The organism is Arthrobacter zhaoguopingii, assembly GCF_009828605.1.
In the GTDB taxonomy this organism is placed as follows: Bacteria; Actinomycetota; Actinomycetes; order Actinomycetales; family Micrococcaceae; genus Arthrobacter_D; species Arthrobacter_D zhaoguopingii.
Map to the genome: position 1 here is coordinate 26,353 of NZ_WIAE01000016.1, position 22,916 is coordinate 49,268.

At 68.8% G+C, this 22,916-nt stretch carries 25 protein-coding genes; 13 read left to right on the forward strand and 12 right to left on the reverse strand.

Features of this window, described 5'->3' with window-relative positions; translation table 11 throughout:
* Positions 1–44: 44 nt before the first annotated feature.
* On the reverse strand, positions 45–476 hold the full coding sequence (locus GVV77_RS15990; RefSeq protein WP_159620024.1) for a hypothetical protein: 432 nt from the start codon (positions 474–476) through the stop codon (positions 45–47).
* A 440-nt stretch (positions 477–916) separates the two neighbouring features.
* Between GVV77_RS15990 and GVV77_RS15995 the strand changes: the two genes are divergently transcribed.
* The 4 genes from GVV77_RS15995 (at position 917) to GVV77_RS18510 (ending at position 3,465) form a co-directional block, all read left to right on the forward strand.
* The gene (locus GVV77_RS15995; protein ID WP_159620026.1) at positions 917–1,747 is read left to right on the forward strand and encodes a helix-turn-helix transcriptional regulator; all 831 of its coding nucleotides are present in this window, start codon (positions 917–919) and stop codon (positions 1,745–1,747) included.
* Positions 1,748–1,976: 229 nt separating this feature from the next.
* On the forward strand, positions 1,977–2,903 hold the full coding sequence (locus GVV77_RS16000; protein WP_159620028.1) for an SDR family NAD(P)-dependent oxidoreductase: 927 nt from the start codon (positions 1,977–1,979) through the stop codon (positions 2,901–2,903).
* 25 nt (positions 2,904–2,928) lie between these two features.
* Complete coding sequence (locus GVV77_RS16005) at positions 2,929–3,264, forward strand: NAD(P)-binding domain-containing protein (RefSeq protein ID WP_159620030.1); 336 nt, start codon at positions 2,929–2,931, stop codon at positions 3,262–3,264.
* 75 nt (positions 3,265–3,339) lie between these two features.
* Positions 3,340–3,465 carry a hypothetical protein gene (locus tag GVV77_RS18510; RefSeq protein WP_281350602.1) on the forward strand — a complete coding sequence of 42 codons (126 nt, stop codon included), beginning with the start codon at positions 3,340–3,342 and terminating at the stop codon, positions 3,463–3,465.
* 149 nt (positions 3,466–3,614) lie between these two features.
* Here GVV77_RS18510 and GVV77_RS16010 read toward each other — a convergent pair whose 3' ends face one another.
* Positions 3,615–4,196, reverse strand: a complete 582-nt coding sequence (locus GVV77_RS16010; RefSeq protein WP_159620032.1) for a dihydrofolate reductase family protein — start codon at positions 4,194–4,196, stop codon at positions 3,615–3,617.
* 153 nt (positions 4,197–4,349) lie between these two features.
* Positions 4,350–4,679 carry a hypothetical protein gene (locus GVV77_RS16015; protein WP_159620034.1) on the reverse strand — a complete coding sequence of 110 codons (330 nt, stop codon included), beginning with the start codon at positions 4,677–4,679 and terminating at the stop codon, positions 4,350–4,352.
* A 406-nt stretch (positions 4,680–5,085) separates the two neighbouring features.
* Here GVV77_RS16015 and GVV77_RS16020 point away from each other — a divergent pair, with 406 nt between their 5' ends.
* A complete protein-coding gene (locus tag GVV77_RS16020; protein WP_159620036.1) occupies positions 5,086–5,385 on the forward strand; it encodes a hypothetical protein in 300 nt (99 codons plus the stop codon).
* A 161-nt stretch (positions 5,386–5,546) separates the two neighbouring features.
* Here the strand turns inward: GVV77_RS16020 and GVV77_RS16025 are convergent, their stop codons facing one another.
* The 5 genes from GVV77_RS16025 to GVV77_RS16045 form a co-directional block, all read right to left on the reverse strand.
* Positions 5,547–6,533 (reverse strand): alpha/beta hydrolase, encoded by a 987-nt coding sequence (locus GVV77_RS16025; RefSeq protein WP_159620038.1) that lies wholly within the window; start codon positions 6,531–6,533, stop codon positions 5,547–5,549.
* Between the two features lie 42 nt (positions 6,534–6,575).
* Positions 6,576–7,496 carry an NADP-dependent oxidoreductase gene (locus GVV77_RS16030; protein WP_159620040.1) on the reverse strand — a complete coding sequence of 307 codons (921 nt, stop codon included), beginning with the start codon at positions 7,494–7,496 and terminating at the stop codon, positions 6,576–6,578.
* Positions 7,497–7,742: 246 nt separating this feature from the next.
* The gene (locus GVV77_RS16035) at positions 7,743–8,513 is read right to left on the reverse strand and encodes an SDR family oxidoreductase (RefSeq protein ID WP_159620042.1); all 771 of its coding nucleotides are present in this window, start codon (positions 8,511–8,513) and stop codon (positions 7,743–7,745) included.
* A 36-nt stretch (positions 8,514–8,549) separates the two neighbouring features.
* Positions 8,550–9,884: an FAD-binding oxidoreductase gene (locus GVV77_RS16040; protein ID WP_159620044.1), complete on the reverse strand. Its 1,335-nt coding sequence runs from the start codon at positions 9,882–9,884 to the stop codon at positions 8,550–8,552.
* Positions 9,881–11,350 carry an MFS transporter gene (locus GVV77_RS16045; protein ID WP_159620046.1) on the reverse strand — a complete coding sequence of 490 codons (1,470 nt, stop codon included), beginning with the start codon at positions 11,348–11,350 and terminating at the stop codon, positions 9,881–9,883. The genes GVV77_RS16040 and GVV77_RS16045 overlap by 4 nt, the downstream gene beginning before the upstream one ends.
* Positions 11,351–11,538: 188 nt before the next feature.
* On the opposite strand from GVV77_RS16045, the gene GVV77_RS16050 reads away from it, so the two are divergent.
* On the forward strand, positions 11,539–12,030 hold the full coding sequence (locus GVV77_RS16050; protein WP_159620048.1) for a MarR family winged helix-turn-helix transcriptional regulator: 492 nt from the start codon (positions 11,539–11,541) through the stop codon (positions 12,028–12,030).
* A 117-nt stretch (positions 12,031–12,147) separates the two neighbouring features.
* Here GVV77_RS16050 and GVV77_RS16055 read toward each other — a convergent pair whose 3' ends face one another.
* Both GVV77_RS16055 and GVV77_RS16060 read right to left on the reverse strand, forming a co-directional pair.
* Positions 12,148–13,560, reverse strand: coding sequence for an FAD-binding oxidoreductase (locus GVV77_RS16055; protein WP_159620050.1), 1,413 nt, complete (start codon positions 13,558–13,560; stop codon positions 12,148–12,150).
* A gap of 167 nt (positions 13,561–13,727) precedes the next feature.
* Positions 13,728–14,606 carry an alpha/beta fold hydrolase gene (locus tag GVV77_RS16060; RefSeq protein ID WP_159620052.1) on the reverse strand — a complete coding sequence of 293 codons (879 nt, stop codon included), beginning with the start codon at positions 14,604–14,606 and terminating at the stop codon, positions 13,728–13,730.
* Positions 14,607–14,740: 134 nt separating this feature from the next.
* On the opposite strand from GVV77_RS16060, the gene GVV77_RS16065 reads away from it, so the two are divergent.
* Together GVV77_RS16065 and GVV77_RS16070 are read left to right on the forward strand one after the other, a co-directional pair.
* Positions 14,741–16,714, forward strand: coding sequence for an AfsR/SARP family transcriptional regulator (locus GVV77_RS16065; RefSeq protein WP_159620054.1), 1,974 nt, complete (start codon positions 14,741–14,743; stop codon positions 16,712–16,714).
* A 63-nt stretch (positions 16,715–16,777) separates the two neighbouring features.
* A complete protein-coding gene (locus GVV77_RS16070; protein ID WP_159620056.1) occupies positions 16,778–17,152 on the forward strand; it encodes a VOC family protein in 375 nt (124 codons plus the stop codon).
* A gap of 152 nt (positions 17,153–17,304) precedes the next feature.
* On the opposite strand, the gene GVV77_RS16075 is transcribed toward GVV77_RS16070, so the two are convergent.
* A complete protein-coding gene (locus tag GVV77_RS16075) occupies positions 17,305–18,153 on the reverse strand; it encodes an SDR family NAD(P)-dependent oxidoreductase (protein WP_159620058.1) in 849 nt (282 codons plus the stop codon).
* A gap of 101 nt (positions 18,154–18,254) precedes the next feature.
* Between GVV77_RS16075 and GVV77_RS16080 the strand changes: the two genes are divergently transcribed.
* A complete protein-coding gene (locus GVV77_RS16080; RefSeq protein ID WP_159620060.1) occupies positions 18,255–18,854 on the forward strand; it encodes a CGNR zinc finger domain-containing protein in 600 nt (199 codons plus the stop codon).
* A gap of 15 nt (positions 18,855–18,869) precedes the next feature.
* On the opposite strand, the gene GVV77_RS16085 is transcribed toward GVV77_RS16080, so the two are convergent.
* A complete protein-coding gene (locus GVV77_RS16085) occupies positions 18,870–19,547 on the reverse strand; it encodes a nucleoside/nucleotide kinase family protein (protein ID WP_159620062.1) in 678 nt (225 codons plus the stop codon).
* A 294-nt stretch (positions 19,548–19,841) separates the two neighbouring features.
* On the opposite strand from GVV77_RS16085, the gene GVV77_RS16090 reads away from it, so the two are divergent.
* From GVV77_RS16090 to GVV77_RS16105, 4 genes are all read left to right on the forward strand, one after another.
* Positions 19,842–20,159: a hypothetical protein gene (locus GVV77_RS16090; protein WP_159620064.1), complete on the forward strand. Its 318-nt coding sequence runs from the start codon at positions 19,842–19,844 to the stop codon at positions 20,157–20,159.
* Positions 20,160–20,264: 105 nt separating this feature from the next.
* Positions 20,265–21,362 carry a glycerophosphodiester phosphodiesterase gene (locus GVV77_RS16095; RefSeq protein ID WP_159620066.1) on the forward strand — a complete coding sequence of 366 codons (1,098 nt, stop codon included), beginning with the start codon at positions 20,265–20,267 and terminating at the stop codon, positions 21,360–21,362.
* A 75-nt stretch (positions 21,363–21,437) separates the two neighbouring features.
* Positions 21,438–22,145, forward strand: a complete 708-nt coding sequence (locus GVV77_RS16100; protein ID WP_159620068.1) for a hypothetical protein — start codon at positions 21,438–21,440, stop codon at positions 22,143–22,145.
* Positions 22,142–22,915, forward strand: coding sequence for an SDR family NAD(P)-dependent oxidoreductase (locus tag GVV77_RS16105; RefSeq protein ID WP_159620070.1), 774 nt, complete (start codon positions 22,142–22,144; stop codon positions 22,913–22,915). The genes GVV77_RS16100 and GVV77_RS16105 overlap by 4 nt, the downstream gene beginning before the upstream one ends.
* The last annotated feature ends 1 nt before the right edge of the window (position 22,916 follow it).

The window sequence follows — 22,916 nt, forward strand, 5'->3', positions numbered from 1 at the left end:
CCCGGCAAGCCGTTTAGGAGGCCTGACCGTGGTGTGAACTACTGCTAATGGCGGCCGTCCTTACGGCAGTCGATCCGGAGCTTGTCGCTCTTGTCCCGGCCGTCTTTCTTGCTGTAACTGTAAGCCCGGTATTCATTGCCGCACTTCGCCTTCTTGCTGTCGAACTTGAAATCGCCGTGGCGGGTCCATACCTCACGCTCGTCGATTACCCGTTCCCTGTCCTTATGGTTGGTTTGGACGATCTTCACATAAACTTTTTTGGCCTCGTAATCCTCGCCAATGACCTTCAGTCTGCCGTCGCGGTCGACCTTCAATCTGAGATCGCTGTCGTCGTCCTTGTCGTCATAGTGATCCGTAGTGGCCACAGTCTGAACGGGGGCAGCAACCGCGGGAGCTGACAGCCCGAGGCCCGCAAGCAGGCCAAGCAGCGTCCCGGCAACAAGGATTAACAGCCTCCAGCTGAGAGACTTTTTCATGATGATTTTCTACTTCCACAAACGCCGGAGCGGTGATGGGGAGGGGGCGCGCGATCAGCGCTGCGGCTGGATGTCCGGCGGATCCGTCCGCTTTTGCCCAGAGCGGATGCAGCTGAATTCGAGCGGACCCGGCGTCCGTGACCCGGAGCCGTTCATCTCAGGTGCATCTGATGCAATTTTCACTCGGTCGGTCCGGACCTCCCAGCAAAGCCATTCCTGAGCCGCCTCGCAAGGCGCAACTTAAGCCTAGACCAAGGCCAGTCACTGCAAAAGAGCCGGCGCAGACCTCCCCGAAACAGCCGCGCCCGGCTTCCCTCCCCGGCCACGCCGAGGAGGATCATCACCATCTCGTGGCTGACCCCGATAGAAGGCAGTCGCATCGTGGGCAGCGGCGGCCTGGAGCGGAGCGGTGAGTCTGGACGCAGGTCTAGATTAGGTTCGTGCAGAAGAATCCGGCCTTCAGCGACTACCTTAAGGCGAGGAGGAAGCTCGTACGTCCCCAGGACGTCAACCTCCATACCTACGGGCGGCGTCGTGTCACCGGGCTGCGGCGAGAGGAAGTCGCGCAGCTGGCAGGAATCAGCGTCGACTACTACGTGCGCCTCGAGCAGGGCAGGGACCACCAGCCGTCCCCGCAGATCCTCGATGCACTGGCGCGGGCGCTGATGCTCGACCCGCCCTCCACCCTGCACCTCCACCAGCTGGCCCAGCCCCGCTCCGGACCTGCCGCCCCCGGTCGGGCAAAGGACGCGGCGGCTTCGGATACCGTTGCGCCCGGTCTGAGGCTTCTTCTGGGCACAATCGGCAGCGTGCCGGCCTTCGTGCAGGACCGGTTCATGACCGTGCTGGCCGCCAACCCGCTCGCGATCGCCCTCTCGCCCCGTAATGCTCCCGGCACAAATGTCCTCCGGGAGGCGTTCCTCGACCCCGCCGAACGCGACCTCTATGAGGACTACGACCAGGTGATGCGCGAATCCGTGGCAGGGCTGCGCGCATCTGTCGGCGAACGAACCAACGATCCCCGCCTCGTGCGACTGGTCACTGATCTCTCCGAACGCAGCGCGTATTTCCTGCAGCTCTGGAACCGGCACGACGTACGCCCGAAAGTCGCCGGGCGCCGGACCCTCCACCACCCCGTGGTCGGCGATCTGGAGCTGTTCCACGAGAAGTTCGCCGTCACCGGAACCGACGGCCACCTGCTCGTCATCCACCATGCCGCGCCCGGCAGCCCCTCGGCCGCAGCGCTGGAACGGCTCGCCCGCCCGCAGTAGCGGACTCCGGCCGGTAGGACTCGACCGCTGCCCTGACTGGGTTCAACCGTCGATGGTAGCCCTGCCATTCCTATGAAAGACAGGGTGCTACCTACCGCTTTCGCGTAAGAGCACACTTCTATCCGGGCCCCGTACTCCGCCCAGCGGCACATTTTGGCTGGGGCCGGCGTGACAGCGGACCCCTCCGCACGATGAAGCATCCTCTCTTCGACGAAAGAAGTTCTCCGTCATGACCCGCATCACCACCCCGTTTGGTTTCTCCTCGACCACCTCGGATGTCACCGAAGGCATCGACTTCACCGGCAAGCGCATCGTCATCACCGGCGGCGCCTCCGGCATCGGCATCGAAACCGCCCGCGCGTTCGCCAGGATCGGTGCGGAGGTGACCCTCGCCGTGCGGAACCTGGAGGCTGCGGCCCCGGTCGCCGAGGAACTGCGCGCCTCGACGGGAAATCAGAAAATTTTCCTCGGCCGGCTCGACCTCGCCGACCTCACCTCGATTACGGAATTCGCCGACGCATGGACCGGGCCCCTGCACGTGCTGGTCAACAATGCGGGCATCATGGCCCTGCCCGAGCTGGAGCGCACCGCCGAGGGGTGGGAGATGCAGTTCGCCACCAACCACCTCGGTCACTTCGCCCTCGCCCAAGCCCTCCACCCGGCACTGGCTGCGGCGGGTAACGCCCGCATCGTGTCGCTGAGCTCCAGCGGACACCTGTTCGCCCCGGTCCTCTTCGACGACCCGCACTTCAACTTCATTCCCTACGACGCGTTCCTCGCGTACGGCCAGTCCAAGACCGCCGCTGCCCTGTTCGCTGTGGCGGTCACCGGTCGGTGGGCGAAGGACGGCATCACCTCAAACGCCGTCATGCCAGGTGCTATCGCCACAAACCTGCAGCGCCACACGGGCGGCCTGCGCACGCCGGTCGAACGCCAGAAGACGCCCCAGCAGGGCGCTGCCACGACCCTGTACGTGGCGACCTCACCGGACCTCGAGGGCATCGGCGGACGTTACTTTGAGGACGTCAACGAAGCACCCGTCGCCGAACACCGCGGCCCCGACTACACCGGCGTTGCGCCCTATGCCCTCGACGCCGCGAACGCCGACCGGCTCTGGGACCTCTCCCGGGAGCTTCTCGCCCGGCGCTCTGCCTGATCCCCTGACAACGAAGGAGACAATCATGACCACTGCTACTTCCGGCTCAACTCCGAATGACGGCGCCCTCCGCGTCGGATGGGTCGGGCTCGGCGACCAGGGCGCACCAATGGCCCGCGCCATCATTCAAGCGGGTTTTGAACTGAACATCTGGGTGCGCCGGGAGACGTCCCTGGCCGCCCTTGAGGGGCTTCCTTACGTCCGACATGCAACTCTCTCGGACCTCGGCATGGTCAGCGACATCGTGGGACTGTGCCTGCGCGAGGACTCCGACATTGAGGACGTCCTCACCACCGGTGGGCTTTTGGCTAGCCTGAAACCACGGGACAGGTCTGCCGGGCTACGCTTCCTCTCTCGCTGACCGTGCCGCACGGGCCGGGGTCGTCGTCCTTGACGCGATAACGCCGAGCACCTGAGGACGCTGCAGGTCATCGACATGAACATCTTCACCGAAGCCATGACGACGCTCGGTCAGGACGTCGCCGAGCTCGACGCCTACGCTCGGTCAGGAGCACATGGCCTGCCGGTGGCCGCCCGACTCGTCACGGGGGATATGGCCTGATAACCGCTCTGCCGGATGACTGCGGACATCACTGCGGACGCCGGTCCGAGGACCAGCGCCCGCAGTGATGATCGGCCCGATCCTTCACCGGTCGATGCCGGCTCTTATGCCAGTCGAAGGATTCCTCGGCCGTCCGCCGGTGAAGGGCGCTATTCGTTCCTTGTCCGGATTCTATACACCAGCTCGACCAGACCCTGGTCGTACGCTGTTGCGCTCTGAAGGGTCAGAATCCTCGGGTCCTGCCCGGGCGGAAAGACGCCCTGGCCCGCGCCTATGGCGATCGGCATCACCACGAGCCTCACCGAGTCCACGACGCCCGCGGCCAGAAACGTCTGTGCCAGGGTAAGGCTTCCCCAGACAACGATGTCCCCGGCGGCCTCGGCCTTGATCCGCCTGATCGCTTCGATAGGGTCACCTGATTCGATAGCCGCCTCCGCCATGTCTCCCCACGGGGCGTGTGTCAGGTGGCGGGAGAAAACGACGCGGTGCAGCGAGTTCAATGTTGGCGCGATGATCTCGTCTTTGGACGCCGGTGTCGGCCAGTACTCAACGAACATGCGGTAGGTGTTTGCCCCGAGGACCATCGTGTCGATTGTCTCCAACCACTTCAGCTGGCTGCGGTCAAATTCAGCAGTGCCCCCGTCAAGGAATTCATAGAAGGTGAACTCGTTGTTGGCATCGGCTGCGAAACCGTCGGCGCTGACAAAGTCCTGAACGATCAGTTGCCCCATGATCCGCTCCTCGCTCCCATGTCGTCGAGGACTCTACGCCGAGGCCCCTTCCCCCATCAAGCCCCGGACGAATGCTCAACTTCGAATGCCGGTGGCCTCCGCATCGGATGGAAGGGTCGGCCACCGTCGCCCGTGCGGGTCAGACGGGCCTGGCTACGAGTAGCGTCCGGTGAACGTTGATCCACGGTTGAGTTCGATGAATTCGAGGCCGACGACTTCCCCGTCCTCGACGAGGTACCGAAGCTCGTAGCAGGCGCGGTAGCTCGGCGGCCAAAAGGAGCAGAACCGTCCGCTGCCATCGACGTACCATTCACCCCGGGTCGGCCGCCCGTGCTCGACGTAGATTGTCGTGCCGCCCTCCTCGAACGTCTGGGTGGCTCCGTCATCGTAGACGAAGTTGCCGGCGGTGACCGCCTCGGCAATCTCGGCCGCTGGGACCGGTTCCCGATCGGTGATTGACCGCTTTTTTGCGAACTTCGACACGGGTACCTCCCTGTACTCAATGGTTGGAACTGGACCACTGCTTGGTACAGCCGCCGCGTCGTCTGCCGGCGGGACGGAGCGGCCCCCGTAGCCCAGTTTCGGCCTTCGGATCAAAGTCGACAAGAGCCGAAAGGGAGGGGTCACGGCGGGGGTTGACACCGTGTCCAAATCCTCGCACTCTTGAATCGTTATCCTGGACCGTGGTCTCCCTATTAGAAAGCTTTTCAGGGAGCCCATATGCCACCGGAACCAAAAGCCGGGCACCCCCGCATACGCCGTCCAGTCCGTCATGCTGGGCCCGCGGGCGCGCTGGCCAACAGACGCCCAGCCGGCTTACCTACGGCGCTCTGGAGCACGTCCGGCCCTGCGGCCACGCTTCGACCACTCCACCCAAGGCGCTGGCGCCATGGCCGATGAGCAGATAGCACCCACGGACATCATCGCCAACGCCCAACGGGTGTGCGAGGTGCTGAGCGCCTACCGTTACTACGACGAGGGTCTGACCTCGGAACGTGAACTAAGAAGCCTAATCGCCACTGTTCTGGCCGGGGCCGATGTTCCCCTGTTGGTCACATCCCTGGCCCACAGCACGATCGAATTTGTGAAGCGGACCGCGTCGGCCCGGGGAGAGACGGTCGAACAAATCATGGAAGCCATCGAAGATGAACTCCGCCCCTTCACCGATCCCAAGATGCCGCGCACCTGACTGCCCGCCCACGTTGGCCCTGTTCGCAATAACCACTGCGGGCGCCGGTTCAAGAACCGGCGCCCGCAGTGCTGATCGGCCCTATCCTCCACCGGTCGATGCCGGCTCAGATGCCAGTCGCAGGTTCCATCGGCCGCCCGCCGGCGAAGGGTAAGGAGTTCTTAGGCGGCGTCGGCCGCAGGGAGCCGCCCGAGGGTGCGGCCCATCCACGAGTCCCGTGCGGCCACGGCGGCGACGGACAGCAGCGCTTCCGGCGCCGCACCGTCGAAGATGTGGAAGCCGCCGGCCCAGACGTGCAGTTCCGCCTGCACTCCGGCCGCCCACAGACGGGACGCGTAGTCGACATCCTCATCGCGGAAGACCTCGGCCGATCCGACATCGATGAACGCCGGCGGCAGGCCCGTCAGGTCGGTCGCCCGGGCCGGTGCACTGTAGATGTCGACGGCGTCGGTCCCGCGGCGGTCCCCGAGCAGGGCGTTCCAGCCCGTGGAGTTGCTTTCGCGGCTCCACGAGCCGGTCTGCGTGTACTGGTGGCTCGACGCGGTGGCGTCCCGGTCGTCGAGCATGGGGCTCAGCAGCATCTGGGCGATCAGGTTCGGGCCCTTGCGGTCGCGGGCGAGCAGCGTCACACCGGCCGAAAGGCCGGCGCCGGCGGAGGTTCCGGCGATCATCACGCGCTCGCTGTCGATTCCGAGTTCGCCGGCGTTGGCCACCAACCAGAGCAGTCCCGCGTAGGCGTCCTCCACCGGGCCCGGTGCGGGGCTCTCAGGGGCGAGCCGGTATTCGAGCGAAACGACGACGGCCCGGTGCTCAACGGCCCAGTCGAGCACATGCCCGATGCCGGTGAAGCGGTTGCCGATGATCATTCCGCCGCCGTGCAGGAAGTAGATCGCCGGAGCCGAGGCGTCCTTGTCGGCGGGGGTGAAGACCGAGGCGATGATCTCGCTGCCCGGGCGGGCGATCGTGTACTCGCGGTGCGAGATGGGGCGGGTCGCAAGGAGGTCCTCGAGGGTGGGGCCGAACGGATTGGCCCGGAGGAAATCGATCATGTCGGCGGTGACCGTTGAGGGCAGCGGGCTGTTGTCGAGCAGCTCGGCCAGCTCAGGGTCGTACGGCGGGCGGGCGTGGGCGGTGGGGGCGGTGGTCATGGTTTTCCTTTGAAAGTCTTGGGTGGAGGAGAGGTGGAGGGATCAGGCCTGGTTGGCTCCGGAGACGACGATCTTGCCGCGGAGGTGTCCGCCCTGGCTGAGCGCGAGGGCCTGGGAGACCTGCTCGAAGGGGAACTTCCGGGCGATTTCGGTCTGGAAGCCGCCCCGGGCGGCGAGGTCCAGCACCGGGGGAAGGGTTTCGGCGGTGAGTGCCGTGGGATCGCCTGCTGCGACGATCGCGCCCTGGGCCCCGGCGGCGAAGTCGACGATGGTGACGATCCGCGATGCCGGCACGAGCCCGGCGACGCGGGCGATGAATTCCCGGCCTGCGGTATCGAACGCGGCGTCGACTCCTTGAGGTGCGGCGGCCGTGATCTCGTCGGCCATGGTCTCGCCGTAGGTCACCGGTGTTGCGCCGAGGGAGCGGAGGTAGTCGTGGTTGTCGGGGCTGGCGGTGCCGATGACCTTGTGGCCGTCGGCGACGAGGATCTGTACGACGGCGCTTCCTACGGCGCCGGCCGCACCGTTGACGACGACGGTGGACGCCGGCGACGGCGCCAGCAGGGACAGGCCACGCTGGGAGGTTTCACCGGAGGTGGCCAGGGTGACCGCCTGCTCCGCCGTCAGGCCGTCCGGGATCACCGCGAGCCGGGCGGCGCCGGTGACGGCCTTCTCCGCGAACGCTCCACTGTCGGCAAAGCCGACCACCCGGTCGCCGACGGTGAATCCCTCGACGCCGTCCCCGACCTCGAGCACCGTGCCCGCGATGTCCGTCCCCAGAACCGCCGGCAGCGGCAGCGGGAACATCTCGGCGAGGTAGCCGTTGCTGAACTTCCAGTCCAGCGGGTTGATGCCGATCGCTTCGACGGCAACCTTGACCTGCCCGGCCGCTGCGGTGGGCTCATCGGCCTCGCCGAGGACGATGGAGTCGGGGCCGTAGCTGTTGAGGAGATGCGCTTTCATGATGGGTCCTTTGGTCTGGAGTTCGTTCACGGGCTGCTGGAGTTGCTGCGGGGCTGGGTCTATGTCCCGCAAGGTGGTCGACCACTCATTCTGAGATATGTTGCCGACCCCATTTTCTTTCATGCTGTTGGAACCAGTGACTGACGCACATTATTCCGGCCGGACCTCAAGGGCCCATCGAGATCGCCGCAACATTACCCTCCGGGCACCGGCCCGGGGCTCTCCGGGTCCGAACGGTCCGCCCGGTCAGGGACGTTCCGGCGCGCTTCCCGAGGGGCCTGCGGCCTTGTCCACGAAGTAGTGGAGCGCCGCGCCGGTCAGCGGGCTCGTGCCGGCGATGAGTTCGGCCAGATGGATTCCGACCTCGGTGCCCTCGATCCAGCGCGGGTCGTCGACGCCGGCGAGCTGCCGCGCCCGGGTACGGACGACGCCGAGGATCACCTCATGGACCCGCGGTCCATGCCCGTCCAGCTCGGCGGCGAGGGTCCGGGTGAGCGACTTCGTGGCCGCAGCGGTCAGTGCGACACCGCCGGCACCGGGGAAGGGGAGGTCGGCGCTCAGCCCGTTGAGCTGCACCAGCACGCCGCCCGTGGCAATCTGTGGGACCAAGGCGCGGTACAGGCGGAACACGCTGGTCTGGTTCGCTGCCACGAGGCCGTCCCATTCGGCATCGGTCAGGGCCAGCAGAGGCTTGCGGCCCTGATCTCCCCACGATGCGACGCTCACGACGACGGCGTCGAACCCGCCGTGTTCAGCCGCAAGGGCCGACACCGCCCGGTCCAGGTCCTCCGCCAGGGCATCAAGCAGCGTGGTGCGCAGCCGCGGGGAGCGCAGCCGGGAGGCAAGCTCGTCGAGACGGGTGCTGCTCCGGCCCGCGGCCACGACTCGCGCGCCGGCATCGAGGAGTGCCCGGACAACGCCTTCACCGACACCACCTGCACCTCCCACGACGAGCGCGGTCCTGCCGGTGAGGTCGGTGTGCGGGTGGGCCCAGGCGGGCGGGGTGAGGGTGTTCATCGTTTGTCCTTTTGCGGTGGGTAGGCGCCCGGAGGGTCATGCCCTCAGGGGGAAGTTGGCGTTGAAGAGCCCCGCCGGGTCGTAGACGGCCTTCAGGCCGCGGAGCCGGGTCAGGGTCGCGGTCGGGAAGGCATCGGCGAGCCGGCGCGGATCCTTGTCCATTTCGAAGCTGAGGTAGAGCCCGTCGAGGTGGGGGTGAAGCTCCTCCCACTCCCGCCAGAGATCTCCTCGGCGGGCAGGGTCGGCGCCGACGAAAACGGAGAAGTTCTGATGCCGGTGCCCATACGCAGTGGCGTCGGCGTCGACGTCGTTGATCCTCCCGCCGACCGCGCGGATCTGCAGTGTGGCGGCGGTTCCGCTGGACAGCATCCCGGCGAGCCGGACGGCGATCGGGGCGTCGAGGTGCACCGCGAGCCCGCTTCGCGTCTGCAGCGGCACCGCACCGGTGTGCGGGGCGTGGGTGGACGTGACCAGTTCGGCGTAGGGCATGGCCTGGGACTGCCCGCCGAGGAGCGGGGCCAGCGCGAGGAACGGTGCGAGCGCCCGCCGGGCGGCGTCCGCGTCCAGCCCCGCGTAGACGATGCTGGCCATGCCGGCGGTGGAGCCGGCGAACAGGTAGAGGAACGCCGTGATCTCCCGGGGTGCCGCCTCGACGGCGTCGCCCCACCGCTGCAGGAACCCGGCGGTGTCCGACGTGTCGTACTGGACGGTGGTGGAGATGACGCCGGGGACCCTGGCTGCGGTGAATTCGAAGTCCGTCACAATGCCGAAATTTGCTCCCGCGCCGCGGACCGCCCAGAAGAGGTCCGGATTCTCGGCCGCGCTCGCGGTCAGCACGGTGCCGTCGGCGGTCAGGACGGTGGCCGCTGTCATCGAATCGATGGTCAGCCCGTGCTTGCGTCCCATCAGGCCGATTCCGCCGGCTGTGGCGAGCCCGCCTACGCCGACGTCGCCGGAGTCACCCGAGCTGACCGCCAGGCCGGAGGGGGAGAGGGCCCGCGCAACCTCTCCCCACCGGGCGCCGGCGCCGATGCGCACCAGCCCCGCGCCTGGATGGAGGACCTCGACCGTGTTCATCGCCGAGAGGTCGAGGACGATTCCGCCGTCGTTGGTGGAGGCGCTGCTGATGCCGTGGCCGCCGCTGCGCACGCTCAGGGGGAGGGTCGACGCCGTCGCGTAGGACAGTGCGTCAACGACGGCTCCGGTCGTGCGCGGGCGCAGCACGGCCGCCGGTGAGCCCCGGTAGGAGTAGGTGTGCCGCAGTGGCCCGTACCCCGGGTCGGAGGGGAGGACCAGGCTCTCCCGGAGGGAGGAGGGCAGCGACGAGCGGGTGATGCCGCCGGCCCTGCCGCGCTGCGGTGTGGAACTCATGCGCGGGCCGGGTCGGTCGATGCCTGCGCGAAACGACGCTGCCGCACGGCCAGGACCAGCAGTCCGCCGAGAACGATGACGGCGGCCACCCCGAGCGCGGCACCGTACCCGGTGTCGACGGCGCCCGGTCCGCTTCCGCGAAGCGATCCGGTCACTGCGGCGGCGATGGCGCCGATGACGGTGAGCCCCACCGCGCCGCCCAGCTGCTGGGCGGTCTGGATCAGGCCGCTGACCGAGCCGGCCTCGCGGGGGCTGGCGCCCGCAAGGGCCTGGGTGGTCGCCGACGTGACAGCTATGCCGACCGCTGCACCGAAGGCCACGGTGGCCGGGACGAGAACGGCCGGCGGCGCGCCGAGCGCGCTTGCCAGCGCCAGGGCCCCGGTGGCCAGGCCGAGCAGTGCAAGCCCGATGAACAGGGAGGCCAGCGGGCCCCGCACGGCGACAAGCCGCGGGGTGAACAGGGCGGCCCCGATGGTGGCCAGAGACATGGGCAGCATCATCAGCCCGGCGCCGATCGGTGAGAAGCCGAGGGATCCCTGGAGGATGAGTGAGAGCAGCAGCATCGTCGGGTACAGGGCCACGGCGATGAGGACCATGCCGATGTTTCCGCCGGTCGAGGGCCAGCGCCTGAGCAGGTGCGCGGGTATCAACGGAGCCTGCTTTCCCCGTTCGGTGAGCCCGAAGGCAGTGAGCAGGACGGCGCCGCCCCCCAGCAGGCCCAGGGTGATGGGGGAGAGCCAGCCCTGCTCATTGCCGAGGGTCAGGCCGCCGATCAGTGCGGAGATTCCGAGGAAGGACAGCACGGCACCCGGGACGTCCAGGCGCTGCGCCGCTCCCCGCGGAATGGCGGGAATCAGCAGGGGAATGGCCACCAGCATCAGCACAATGAGGGGAACGTTCACCAGCAGCACCGCGCGCCAGCCCCAGGCCGCAGTGAAGCCTCCGCCCACCAGGACGCCCGCGGCACCACCGGAACTGGCGACCGCACCCCACACGCCGATGGCGCGCCGTCGGGCCGCCGGATCGGTGAAGAGGGTCGTCAGCAGCGACAACGCAGCTGGGGCAAGCCCGGCGGCTGCGGCGCCCTGCACGGCACGGGCGGCGATGAGCGTCTCAAGAGTCGGGGCAAGCCCGCCCGCCAGGGCCGCCGCACCGAAGAGTGCCACCGAGATGGCGAACATCCGGCGCCGGCCGATGACATCACCCAGCCGGCCGCCGAACAGCAGCAGGGCGCCGAAGGTCAGCAGGTAGGCGGAAACCACCCACGCGGACAGCGATGCGGAGGCGCCGAGATCCCCAATCAGGCTGGGAAGCGCCAGGTTGACGCTGCTCGCATTGAGCACCACCACGAACTGGGCTGCCGCCAGCAGGGCGAGCACCGCCCCTGCTCTCCGGCGGGGATTTTCGATCGCGGGCGGCGGTGGGGCGGCTCGGTCGTGGAGGGTGGGTTGGAGGATGGACGGCATGAGAAGCCTTTCGGGAGTGCCCGCCTGCTCCGCCCGCCTGGGGCGGTTCCGGCTGCCGGGTTCGAAGTTGCTGATTCGTCAGCAACATAAGACGACCGTAGCTGACGCGTCAGCAATCTCGCAAGTCCTCCATGCTCTCGGCGTAAGCGGCGGGGCAGCGGTATCCCGGCCCGGGTAGACTTCCTGATATGTCAGCAAACATGACCGAGCGTCAACTCCGGACCTGGGAAAACCTTCAGGAGGTCACCGAGCTGCTCCGGCGCGAGGTCGGCCGCGACCTGTGGAACGACGCGAAGCTCTCGGAGGCAGAGTTCACGGTGCTGGCCCATCTGTCGATGGCTGCGAAGGGCACTGCGCGGCCGTCCGAGTGTGCGCGCGCCATCGGCTGGGATTCAAGCCGCCTCGCCCACCAGCTCCGCCGGCTGGAGAAGCGCGGGCTGGTCGAAAAAGCCGCGAGCCAGGCCGCCGACGGCCGGGCCTCCCTGATCGCCCTCACGGACGAGGGGCGCACCGCCTACCGGCGCGCCCTCGGGCCGCATCTGCGGTCGGCGCAGAAGTGGTTCGCTGACGCGCTCAGCGATGAGCAGGTGGACAACCTCGCCGACGCCCTTGAGACCCTGCTGCGGCATGGCTCGCACCTCGCTGGGGCTCCGGCTCCCACGGCGGAACCGCAGGCCTGACGGCGTGCGGGACGTGCGGGCCCGCCTTTAGGTGGAGGGCGCTCCCCGGCGGCAACGGCCTCCAGCGCTAGGCCGCCACCTAGCCAACCGGCCACCGTTCAACCGCTCCGCCGCCGGTCAACGGGGCGCGACGTTGTGGTTGAGCTGGAAGACGTTGCGCGGATCGAGCTCGGTCTTGAGCGCGGTGAGGCGGTCGAAGACCTCCCCGCGGTAGACGGCGGTGTCGTCGGGGGAGCGGGTTCCCGGGTCGGCCGCGGCCGGTTCCTCGGCGCCCATGAAGTTGACGTACCGGCCGGGCGCGGCGTGCGGGGCGATGTCCCCGGAGAGCGCCTTAACGAACCCTACGTTGCGCCCGTCGTCGCCGTCGTCGGTCCAGAATCCGTAGATGTTCAGCCAGTAGGGCGACTGGCGGTCGGGGAACGCGGTGGCGCCGGCCGGCACCCGGGCCACCGCTCCGCCCATGTGGTGAATGTCGAACCCTGTGCCCTGCCAGGTCTGTTCGGCTGCCCGGCGGAGGAGGATTTCCTGGACCTCCGGCGAGAGATGCTTCAGCGCGGAGTTGCGCCAGTAGGCGCGCACGCCCTTGGGGAAGAGCTCGTCGACGGCGGACTGCCATCCGGTCCAGGTGGTCGGCTCCACCTCCTCCATCTCGGGAGGGGCCGCGGCACGCAGGTCGGCAATGAGAGCTTCCCCGACGTTCTGGTCCTCACCGGCCCAGACGAAGCCGACGATCATCAGCGGATCGGTTCCCATCTCCCAGTGCGGCGGCGGGGTGATGAAGGTCAGGATGCTGTTCAGCTCATTGGGGAGCGTTTCGGTCCAGGTGGCGTAGGCGGCCAGGGCCGTGTCCCAGGTCCGCGGGGTGTAGACGAGGTTGCCGGCGTAGAGGGGCCGGGGGAGGGGGTGGGCCCGGAAGGTGAAGGAGGAGACGACGCCGAAGTTGCCGCCTCCGCCCCGCAGGCCCCAGAACAGCTCCGGATTCTGCTGTTCATCGGCCTCGACCACTTTCCCCGACGCGGTGACGACCCGCGCCGACACCAGGTTGTCGATGCTCAGCCCGTAGGGCCGTGTCAGCCATCCCATGCCCCCGCCGAGGGTGAGCCCGCCTACGCCCGTCGCCGACACGACTCCCAGCGGCACCGCCAGCCCGTGGGGTTCGGTCGCCGCGTCCACCTGCGCCAGCGTCGCCCCGCCGCCGATCCGCACCAGGCTCCGGTCGGCGTCGACGTCCACCGCGGACAGGGCGCTGAGATCGAGCACGATCCCGCCGTCCACCGTGCCGTTACCGGCCACGCTGTGCCCACCGCCGCGGACGGCAAGCGGGATCCCGTGTTCGATGGAGCACCGGATGGCGGCGGCGATGTCGTCTTCGCCCGCGGCCCTGAGGACGGCGGCGGGGCGGCGGTCGATCATGGCATTCCAGACGCGCCGGGCGTCGTCGTACTCCGGGTGGGCTTCGTCGATCACCTCCCCCGACGTTTCCGCGTTGAGGGCAAGGACGGCGGCTGCCGCGCCGTCATGACTGGGCATCAGGGGAGTGTGCATGATTCACCGACCGGCCGCGTCGGGGCTCTGTGTGAGTCCGCGGGGAAACGCGGCGGGTCCATTATCGGGTCCGCCGATCCGGCGGGTCAACGGGTTACAGACTGATTACAGGACCCGCTGGCCCCTCTCCACCGGCCGTGGCCGTGCCCGACCTAGCGGAGGAGCAGGTCCCGGATGGCCTGCGCAATCTCCGCCGGGGTTTCCTCGGCCATGAAGTGCCCTGCCTGGGTGCTGAAGTGCTCAAGGTCGGGCGCCCACGCCTTCCACAGCGCGGCGGCGTCGAAGCCCAGCGCGGAGCCCCAGTCCTGCTGGATCACGGTCACCGGCATCCGGAGCGTGTTCCCGAAGTCCAGATCCGCCTGGTCGTGGACGACGTCGATGCCGGCGGAGGCCCGGTAGTCGGCCACGATGGAGGGCACCGCGTTGGCGCTCGCCCGGAGGTAGGCCGACCGGACGTCCTTCGGGATGGCGGTGGAGTCCTTCGTCCAGGCGTCCAGGAAGTAGGAGAAAAAGGCGTCGGCGCTGTTGGAGATCATCTCCTCGGCGAGACCCGGGGGCTGGGCCATGAGGTAGAGGTGGAATCCGACCGCGGCGGACTGTCCGTGCAGCACGTTCCACATGTCCAGCGTCGGCAGGACGTCGAGGCTGGCGAAGTGCGTGACGGTATCGGGGTGGTCCATTGCGGTGCGGAAGCCGACCAGGGCGCCCCGGTCGTGCCCGGCGAGGGCGAACCTCTCGTGGCCCAGTGCGGCGGCCAGGGCGACGACGTCCTGGCCCATCGTCCGCTTGGAATATACGTCCGGGCCGGTCTCGGCGGGCTTGCCGCTGTCGCCGTATCCCCGCAGGTCCGGGCAGATCACGGTGTGGTCTTCGGCCAGAGCGGTGGCGACGCGCCGCCACATCAGGTGGGTCTGGGGAAAGCCGTGAAGCAGCACGATGGGGCTGCCCGAGCCGGCAACGGCGACGTTCAACTGCACGTCGGCGGCGACCGTCACCTTTGAGTAGGTGAAGTTTTTGATCGTGGGGGTCATGAAGGAGTCCTTGGGTCGGGAACTGGGTGCAGCCCAAGGCTCGCACCGCCGACTCAACGGCTTCTCAATGGCGTCCGCCGCCGGTGCATGCGTCAGTCACACTTGAGGAAGGCGGTGTGGAAGGTGGTCCGGGCATGGGTGTGACAATCGGCGTTCTGGGGACGACGGCGGCCTGGGATGCGAACGGAGCCCCGATCCCGTTGGGCGGCCCGCGGCAGCGCGCGCTGCTGGCGCGGCTCGCTGCGGCGCGGGGGCGCCCCGTCGCGCTGGCGACGCTCGTCGAGGACCTCTGGGAGGACCCTCCGGCGAACGTCGCCGGAGTAGTGCACACCTACATCGGCGTGCTGCGCCGGGCTCTCGAGCCCGAGCGCCCGGCCCGGGGCAAGGCGCGGGTGGTCGTGTCGGCCGGCTCCGGGTACGCGCTGCAGCTGGATTCCTGTGAGGTGGACTTCCTCCTGTTTGAAGAGGCCCTGAGGCCGGCGGCCGGCGGCGCCGGCCTTCCGCTGCCCGCCCTCGAGGAAGCCCTGTCCCGATGGCGGGGGCCGGCCTACGCCGATTTCGCCGACGAGCCGTGGTCCTTCGCCGAGCGCAGGCGGCTCGGGGGACTTCGCCTCGGGGCGGTGGAGGCCCGCGCGGCGGAGCAGCTCCGGGCCGGGCAGGCAGTGCACGCTGTGCCCGACCTCGAGGTCTTCGTGGAGGAACACCCCTGGCGGGAGGAGGGATGGCGCCTCCTTGCCCTGGCCCTCTACCGGTCGGGCCGCCAGCACGAAGCCCTTGAAGTGCTGCGGCGGGCGCGGGCCCTGCTGAATGAGAAGCTGGGGTTGTCCCCGAATTCGGTGCTCCGCGCGCTCGAGCACGACATCCTGCACCAGTCGCCCGGGCTCGACCTGGACCCGGCTCCCTCGGATGCCCCGGAACTGGTGTGGACCCGGACGCTGTCCGGCTACGGCCGGAATTCCGGCGTTGGCTCCAAGGGGCGGCTCCGCTCGACGGTGGAGCTGCTGCGCCATCTTGCCATCACCGGGGGTGGCGGGCTTGAGACCTCGCGCAGACAGCGACTGGCGGCGGTGGTTGCAGCCGACGGGCTGGCGGATGTGGACCTGACGGCGCGGGTGATCGGCGCCTACGACGTTCCGGCCCTGTGGACGAGGTCCGACGATCCCGTCCAGGCGGCACACATCCTCGCACTCACGGAGAAAACCCTCGCCGCGCTGCCCGCCGGACCGCACGGGACGCTCCGGGCGCGGCTGCTGACGACGATTGCGGTCGAATCCCGGGGACTGCCCGGCACCCGGGGACGGGAGGCCGCCCAGGAAGCGGAGGAGCTGGCCCGCGGCCTGAACGCCCCGGCGCTGCTGGCCTTCGCGCTGAACGGGACGTTTCTTCAGTCGTTTTCCCGATCGGGGCTGGCCCCGGAGCGGGCGCGCCTCGGCTCCGAAATCCTCGAGCTCGCCGGACAGCACGACCTGCCCACCTACGAGCTGCTGGGCCACCTCATCCGAATGCAGGCAAGCGCCGCACCGGGGGACGTGGCCTCCGCCGATCACCACGCCGCCGAGGCCGACCGGCTGGCGGAGGAGTACGAATCACCGCTGGTCGGCGTCTTCACCAGCTGGTACCGCGCCCTGCGGATGGACCTGACCGGCGGGGCTCCCACCGAGGTGGCCGCAGCCTACCGCGCCGCGGCGGGCCGCCTGCACGGCGCCGGAATGCCCGGAGTTGAGCGAGGTGCCCTGGCGCTGTCCCTGCTGTGCCTGCGGATTCGGCACGGGCGGCCCGCACCCACGGAGGAGGGGATCGCCTGGGGCCCGTACCGGCCCTGGGTCGAACCCCTGGTCCTGCTGGCCAGGGGAGAGCGGCAGGCGGCGCTCGCCGTCCTCCGCGGGGTTCCGGAGCCGGAGCCGACCCATCACCGCGAGGCGCTCTGGTGCCTGATCGCCGAGGCGGCTCTTCAACTCGGTGAGAAAGACACCATGGGCAGGGCGTACGCGGAACTGCTTCCCGCCGCCGCCGAATACGCAGGCGCCGGAAGCGGGTTCTGCAACCTGGGACCCGTCTCCGCTTTCCTCTCCCGGCTCGAGGACCGGCTGGGCGGCCGGCCGGAGTAAACGGACCAGAAATTCATCCCCGGAATCCACCCCGCGGCGCCCTTGTCCCGTAGGGTGGCGCCCATGGAACTCCGCCTTGAGGTTGTCCAGGTGCCTGTCTCCGATGTGGACAGGGCCAAGGCCTTCTATGTCGACGCCCTCGGCTTCGTTCTCGACCACGACGCCGAGCACATCGCCGGGATGCGGGTCGTCCAGCTCACTCCGCCGGGATCGTCCTGCTCCATCGTGATTGGCACTGGGATGACCGGCATGGTTCCCGGAAGCCTCGAGGGACTCCAGCTTGTGGTGCCGGACATGGCAGCGGCGCGCTCCGAACTGGTCGGCCGCGGAGCCCCGATCGGCGAGCCGCAGGACCTTGGGGGTTTCCTGTTCGCCTATTTCGCCGATCCGGACGGCAACCGGTGGGTCCTCCAGGAGATTCCGCCCCGGGAAGCCTGAGGTACCGGGTAATCCTGAGCCCGCCACGATCGTCTCCACCGTGATGGCATTCGGTTCGCCGCGAGGTGCCGGCTCCGTGCCGTTAACGCCGAGACCGGCCGGCACCTCCAGGGGGCACCGACCGGTCGGGTGGAGTGGGGATTGGGAGGGTGTTACTTCGTGTCGGCCGAGGCAGTCACGGTGGACCAGGCATCCAGCTCGGTGAGGCGGCCGTTCAGTGCCGCACGCATCTGGTCGGCACCCGCTTCGCCCAGGGCGATGCGGAGCGGCGGGGTGTCCGAGTCGACGACGGCCATCAGGGCAGCCACGGCGGCTGCCGGTTCAATGCCGGATCCGGCCGGGATCTCACCGATGGCTTTCTGCACGGCCCGCACTGTTCCGTCGTAGGCCTTGATGGGCTCGGCAAACGCAAGGTTCGCCAGGAACGGCGTCTCGGTGGCGCCGGGCTGGACGATGCTGACCTTGATTCCCAGAGGGGCAACCTCCTGCGCCAGGGCCTCGGAGAGGCCCTCGACCGCGAACTTGGTCGCGGCGAGCATCCCGACGCCCGGGTGCGCGAACTGACCGTAGAGTGATGAACCCTGGAGGATCAGGCCGCTTCCCTGGGCCCGCAGTACGGGAAGGGTCGCGCGCAGGACGTTGAGCACGCCGAACACGTTGGTGTCGAAGATGGCACGCGCCTGCGTATCGCTTGCTTCCTCGATGCCGCCGAACAGACCGTAACCGGCGTTGTTCGCCACGATGTCGATCGTCCCGAAATTCTCAACGGTGCGCGATGCGGCGGCGGTGACCGCCGCTTCGTCCGCCACGTCGGCGCTCAGCAGCAGCAGGCGGTCCGGGTACTCGCGCGCCAGGTCATCCAGCGGCGCGGTCTTCCGCGACAGTGCAGCGACACTGTCGCCCCGGCCCAGAGCCGCGAGAACAAGCTCACGGCCAATGCCGCTCGATGCGCCAGTGATAAACCATGTCTTCGCCTCGATGGGCGTCTGTGAAATGATCATGTTATGATCATAAAAGGTTAGAACATTACATACAAGCCCTTGGGGTGTGCATGTTATGTTCAAAGTAATTTGACGTAACAGAAGGGGTGTATACTGTACGCGTGAGCACATCATCCAGCCCGTCGGTTCTGACCGCCACTCCAGGAGTGGAGGCCCTGATGGCGTTCGCCAACACCAAGGCGACCGGGGAAAAAGGCGAGGAATGGGAGAGCCCCGATCAGCTCGCCCACTGGCTCTCCCAGCACATGGGGGCACCGGAGGGTCTGGCCCTCACTCCTGCGGACCTTGCCGCCGCGAAGGAACTCCGTGACGCCCTGGTCGTGAGCATGCTGCACAACGCCGGCCATGCCGTCTCGGAGGAGGAGGTGGCCCGGGCGCAGGACGCCATCGCCAAGATCGGCGCGGCACACCCCCTGACGGCCATGCCGTTCTCCCTCCGGCAGAAGCTCGTCCCCCTGCAGTCCGGGTTCGCGGCCATCCTGGGCCAGGTCGTGGCAGCCCTGACCGTCACCACGATTGAAGAGCGGTGGCACAGGGTCAAGGCCTGCGGTAACCCGCAGTGCAAGACTGCGTTCTACGACCGCACCCGTAATGGGGCCGGAGCCTACTGCAGGGCGAATCCGTGCGGCACGAAGATGGCGATGCGCTCCTACCGGCAGCGCAAGGCCAGTGCCGCGGCGAAGGACGCTACCGACCAGTAGCTTGATCGATCGTCGTCAGCCGCCGGAGCTCACTGGGTCTGATCCTGGGACGGAGAAGGCAGTCAGGTCAATCACCCGGTCGGCGGCGGCCCTCGTCGCGTCAATAAGGCGGGCGTTCCGCTCATCCACCTGCTCGACCCAGGCGCGGGCGGCATCCTCGGACTTGCCGAACCGGACATGCCGGTCGATCAGGCGCTGCACCCGAAGGGGCGGATCGACGTCGACGAACCACACCTCGCTCAGCTGCCCGTGAACCTCCCGCCACCCCGGGGCGTCGAGAAGCAGGTAATTGCCCTCGGTGATAAGCAGCGGAAGCCCGGGCGGCACCGGCAGGGCGTTGGCGAGGGGCTGTTCGAGGTCCCGCTCGAAGGCCGGCGCGTAGACGGTGTGGGCCGGCCGGCAGCGCAGCCGTGCCAGCAGGGCGGCGTACCCATAGGCGTCGAAAGTTTCCGGGGCGCCCTTCAGGTCACGCAGCCCCTGGCGCACCAGTTCCTGATCGGCAAAATGGAATCCATCCATCGGCACATAGCCGCGCCGGCCGGGTTCAGCGTCCACCAGGGCCCGGGCGAGCGTCGACTTTCCGGCGCCTGGAGCTCCGGTGATGCCCAGCAGGACGCGCCCGCCGTCGACGGACCGCGGGAGAAACCGCTCCAGGTCACCGGGGCCCGCGGCCCTTATCGCTTCAGCTGACACGGCTCCCCTTCGCCTTGGGCACGATGTACCGCCATTGTGTCGGGACGGCTCACGGCGCGCCACCCGGGCGGGCGCGCGTGGGCACTTCCCGGGACTCCGTGTCGGAGTGCAAAAATAGATTCGCGGCGGGTGGGGTGCAGGCGCCCTGGCCTTCTCGGAGGCCGGGATTGCACTGATCCGTCCGGCGTTGAGCGGCTGGGCGGGGGTCGACGACGCGACCGTCTATGACGGCGTCGAGCACCATCGCGCGCGGGTGCCCTCGGCTTCGGCATCGACCAGCTTTCGCCTTTCGCCGTGGGGTCCTTCGCCGCCGCGCTCGAACTGGTCGAGGCCGCCACCCTGCCCGGAATCGAGGCGGGGATCGCGGCGGGGGTGGACCGCCTGCTCGCCGAACTCGATGCCGCCGGTCTTCCGGTGCTCTCGCCCCGGCGGCGCGCTGAGCGTGCGCGGATCGTGTCGGTTGGGGTTCCCGACGCGGGAGCGGCCCTGCGGGCACTCACGGACGCCGGCATCAGCGCGACAGCGCACGACGGCCGGCGTATCCGCCTTTCACCCCACGTCACGACGCCGGTCCAGACGTTCGTGAAAGCTGCGGGGATTCTGGCCGGTTAGGCCGATGTTCAGGGGGAGTCGGGGCCCCGGCCACCTTGCCGACCCGGTCCGTTCGCTGATTCCCGCGACGGTGGAACCGCAAACCACCCCCGACCAGGAGCTCAAGTGAAACCACGACACCTTCCCGCCACGGCAGCGCTCTGCCTCGCCCTGGCATTCGGCGCCGCCGCCCCCGCCGCCGCACAGGCCGGTCCCGTGCCTGCCCCCAACGGCCCCGCCGCGCCGGCCGCCGGTACCCACTTCGACCTTCAGGCGCACCGCGGCGGCATCGGCCTCACTGTGGAGAGCACCCTCCCGGCGTTTGCCGCCGCGCTGCGCACCGGGGTCTCGACGCTCGAGCTTGACCTGCAGATCACCCGCGACGGCCGGGAGGTGATCACCCATGACCGCCGGATCGACGGCCGCAAGTGTGCCGACACCGCGCCCGTGGTCCCCGGCGACCCGCAGTTCCCCTACGCCGGCAAGTACGTCAAGGACCTCACCTTCGACCAGGTCCGTACCCTCGACTGCGGATCGCGGGCGCTGCCCGCCTACCCCGGCCAGGTCATCGCGCCGGGTGCAAAGATGCCGACTCTGGCCGAACTGTTCGCCCTGGTGAAGGCACACCGGGCCAGCCAGGTCGAGTTCAACATCGAAACCAAGGTGGAGGCAGGCGCCCCGGAACAGACCGCCCCGCGGGAGCAGTTCGTCGAGGTGGCGCTGCGGGAGATCCGCGCGGCCGGCATGGAGCGCAGGGCCTCCATCCAGAGTTTCGACTGGGGCGCCCTGCGCCTCGTGCAGCAGCAGGCGCCGGAAATCCGCACCGTCGCCCTCACCAATAAGGACTTCCTGCAGGTCGGACAGCCCGGTGCCTCGCCCTGGCTCGGCGGCATCGACGCCGACGACTTCGGCGGCGACCTCGTCCAGGCGGCCTCCTTCCTGGGCTTCGACGCCGTTTCCCCGGTGCATGGCTTGCCGCAGAACGGCACGGTCACCGACGGAAACTACGTTCCCTACGTCACCGCCGACATGGTTCAGCGGGCGCACGTCGCGGGAATGCAGGTCATTCCCTGGACGGTGAACGACGAGGCCACCATGTCCAGCCTGATTGACCTCGGCATCGACGGGCTGATCACCGACTACCCGGACCGGCTGCGCGGGGTCCTCGCCGGGAAGTCGATGAAACTGCCCCACCAGTACAAGGAAGCCAAGGCGTCCTCCTAGGAGGTGCTGGCAGCGGGCCGGGACTCCGCGCAGGTTCACCCTGCCGGAGATGCCCGGCCCGTGCGACACTGGCGCATGACTTCGGACCGGCCGAATGGGGGCGTCGGCGGCGGGCCGCCCGACGATGAGCTGAGCTGGGTGCAGCGGCTGATGCTCTACTTCACCACGCCGCGGCGGAAGACCGCCGCGGTGCTGGTGGCCGTGGCCGGGTGGGTGGCAGCTTCCGCGCTGGAGGACCTGGCTGAGACCCACGTTCGGTTCGTCCCGCTGTCCACGCCCTACTTCTACCTGGCCGGCTTTTCGCTCGCGGTGCTCTTCACCCAGGGCGCGGTCTTCCGGCGGCCCGTCCGGCTGCCCTCGGACGTCATGCTGCGTACGGCCGCCGCGCGGTTTTCCACCCGGGACTCCTGGACCTCGCCCCAAGGAGTTTCCGAAACGCTCTCCACCCTGCAGGCGGTGTTCACCCGGCCGGGTGCCACCGCCCGGGAGGTTGACTCCTCCGTCTGGGTGGAGCTGGGCAGGGACTGGGACACCACGGGGCTGCGGCACCACGAAGCGTCAATCCATCGAAAGCATCCGGTCTTCCTTCACTTCTTCGCCGCGCACGACGGCGGCGGAACCACCGTGACGGCCTTCAGCGGGGATCTGCGGCTCACGGGGGTGTGGGATGTCTTGAAGCTTTCCGACGAGATGGCCGCCGCCGCCGTGGAGCTCGCCCGGGAGGCCACCTCCGGGGAATCCGATGGCACTCCGGGCCCGGGTTGGGTATCGTCGCCGGAATGACGACATCGAGCCCAACGACCTCAAGCCTCGTGACGGGTGCCGGCCGCGGCATCGGCGCCGCCATTGCTTATGCGCTCGCGGACGCCGGCCACCGGGTGGCCGTGCACGCAGGGCATGACGCCGACGCCGCCGAGCGGGTGCGGGCCGGGCTGCCCGGTGACGGCCACGCCGTCGTCGTCGGCGACGTCGCCTCACCGGAGGCCTGCCGGCGGGTCTTCACCGCGGCGGTGCGGGAGCTCGGCGGCATCGACGTGCTGGTTAACAATGCGGGCATCTTCTCCTCCCACCCCGTGGACGGCACCTCCTATGCCGACTGGCAGCAGGCGTGGCGGCAGACCCTCGAGGTCAACCTGATGGGCCCGGCCAACTTGTCCTGGCTGATGGCAGACCACCTGATCCACCGTTCCCGCGGGCCCGCGGGCGGGCGGCTGATCAGTGTGGGCTCCCGCGGCGCCTACCGGGGCGAACCGGCCACCCCCGCGTACGGCGCGAGCAAGGCCGCGCTCCACTCAATGACCCAGTCACTCGCGGTGGCCCTGGCACCGCACGGCATCGTCGCGGCCGCCGTCGCCCCCGGGTTCGTCGACACCAGGATGGGCCGGCCGGTGCTGCAGGGCGCCCAGGGCGACGCCGTCCGCGCCCAGAGCCCGTTCGGGCGGGTCGCCGAGCCGGAGGAGGTCGCCGCCGTCGTGCTGTGGCTGGCGACCGGCGCCCCAGAGTGGGTCAGCGGAACCGTGGTCGACGCAAACGGGGCGTCCTACCTGCGCTGAC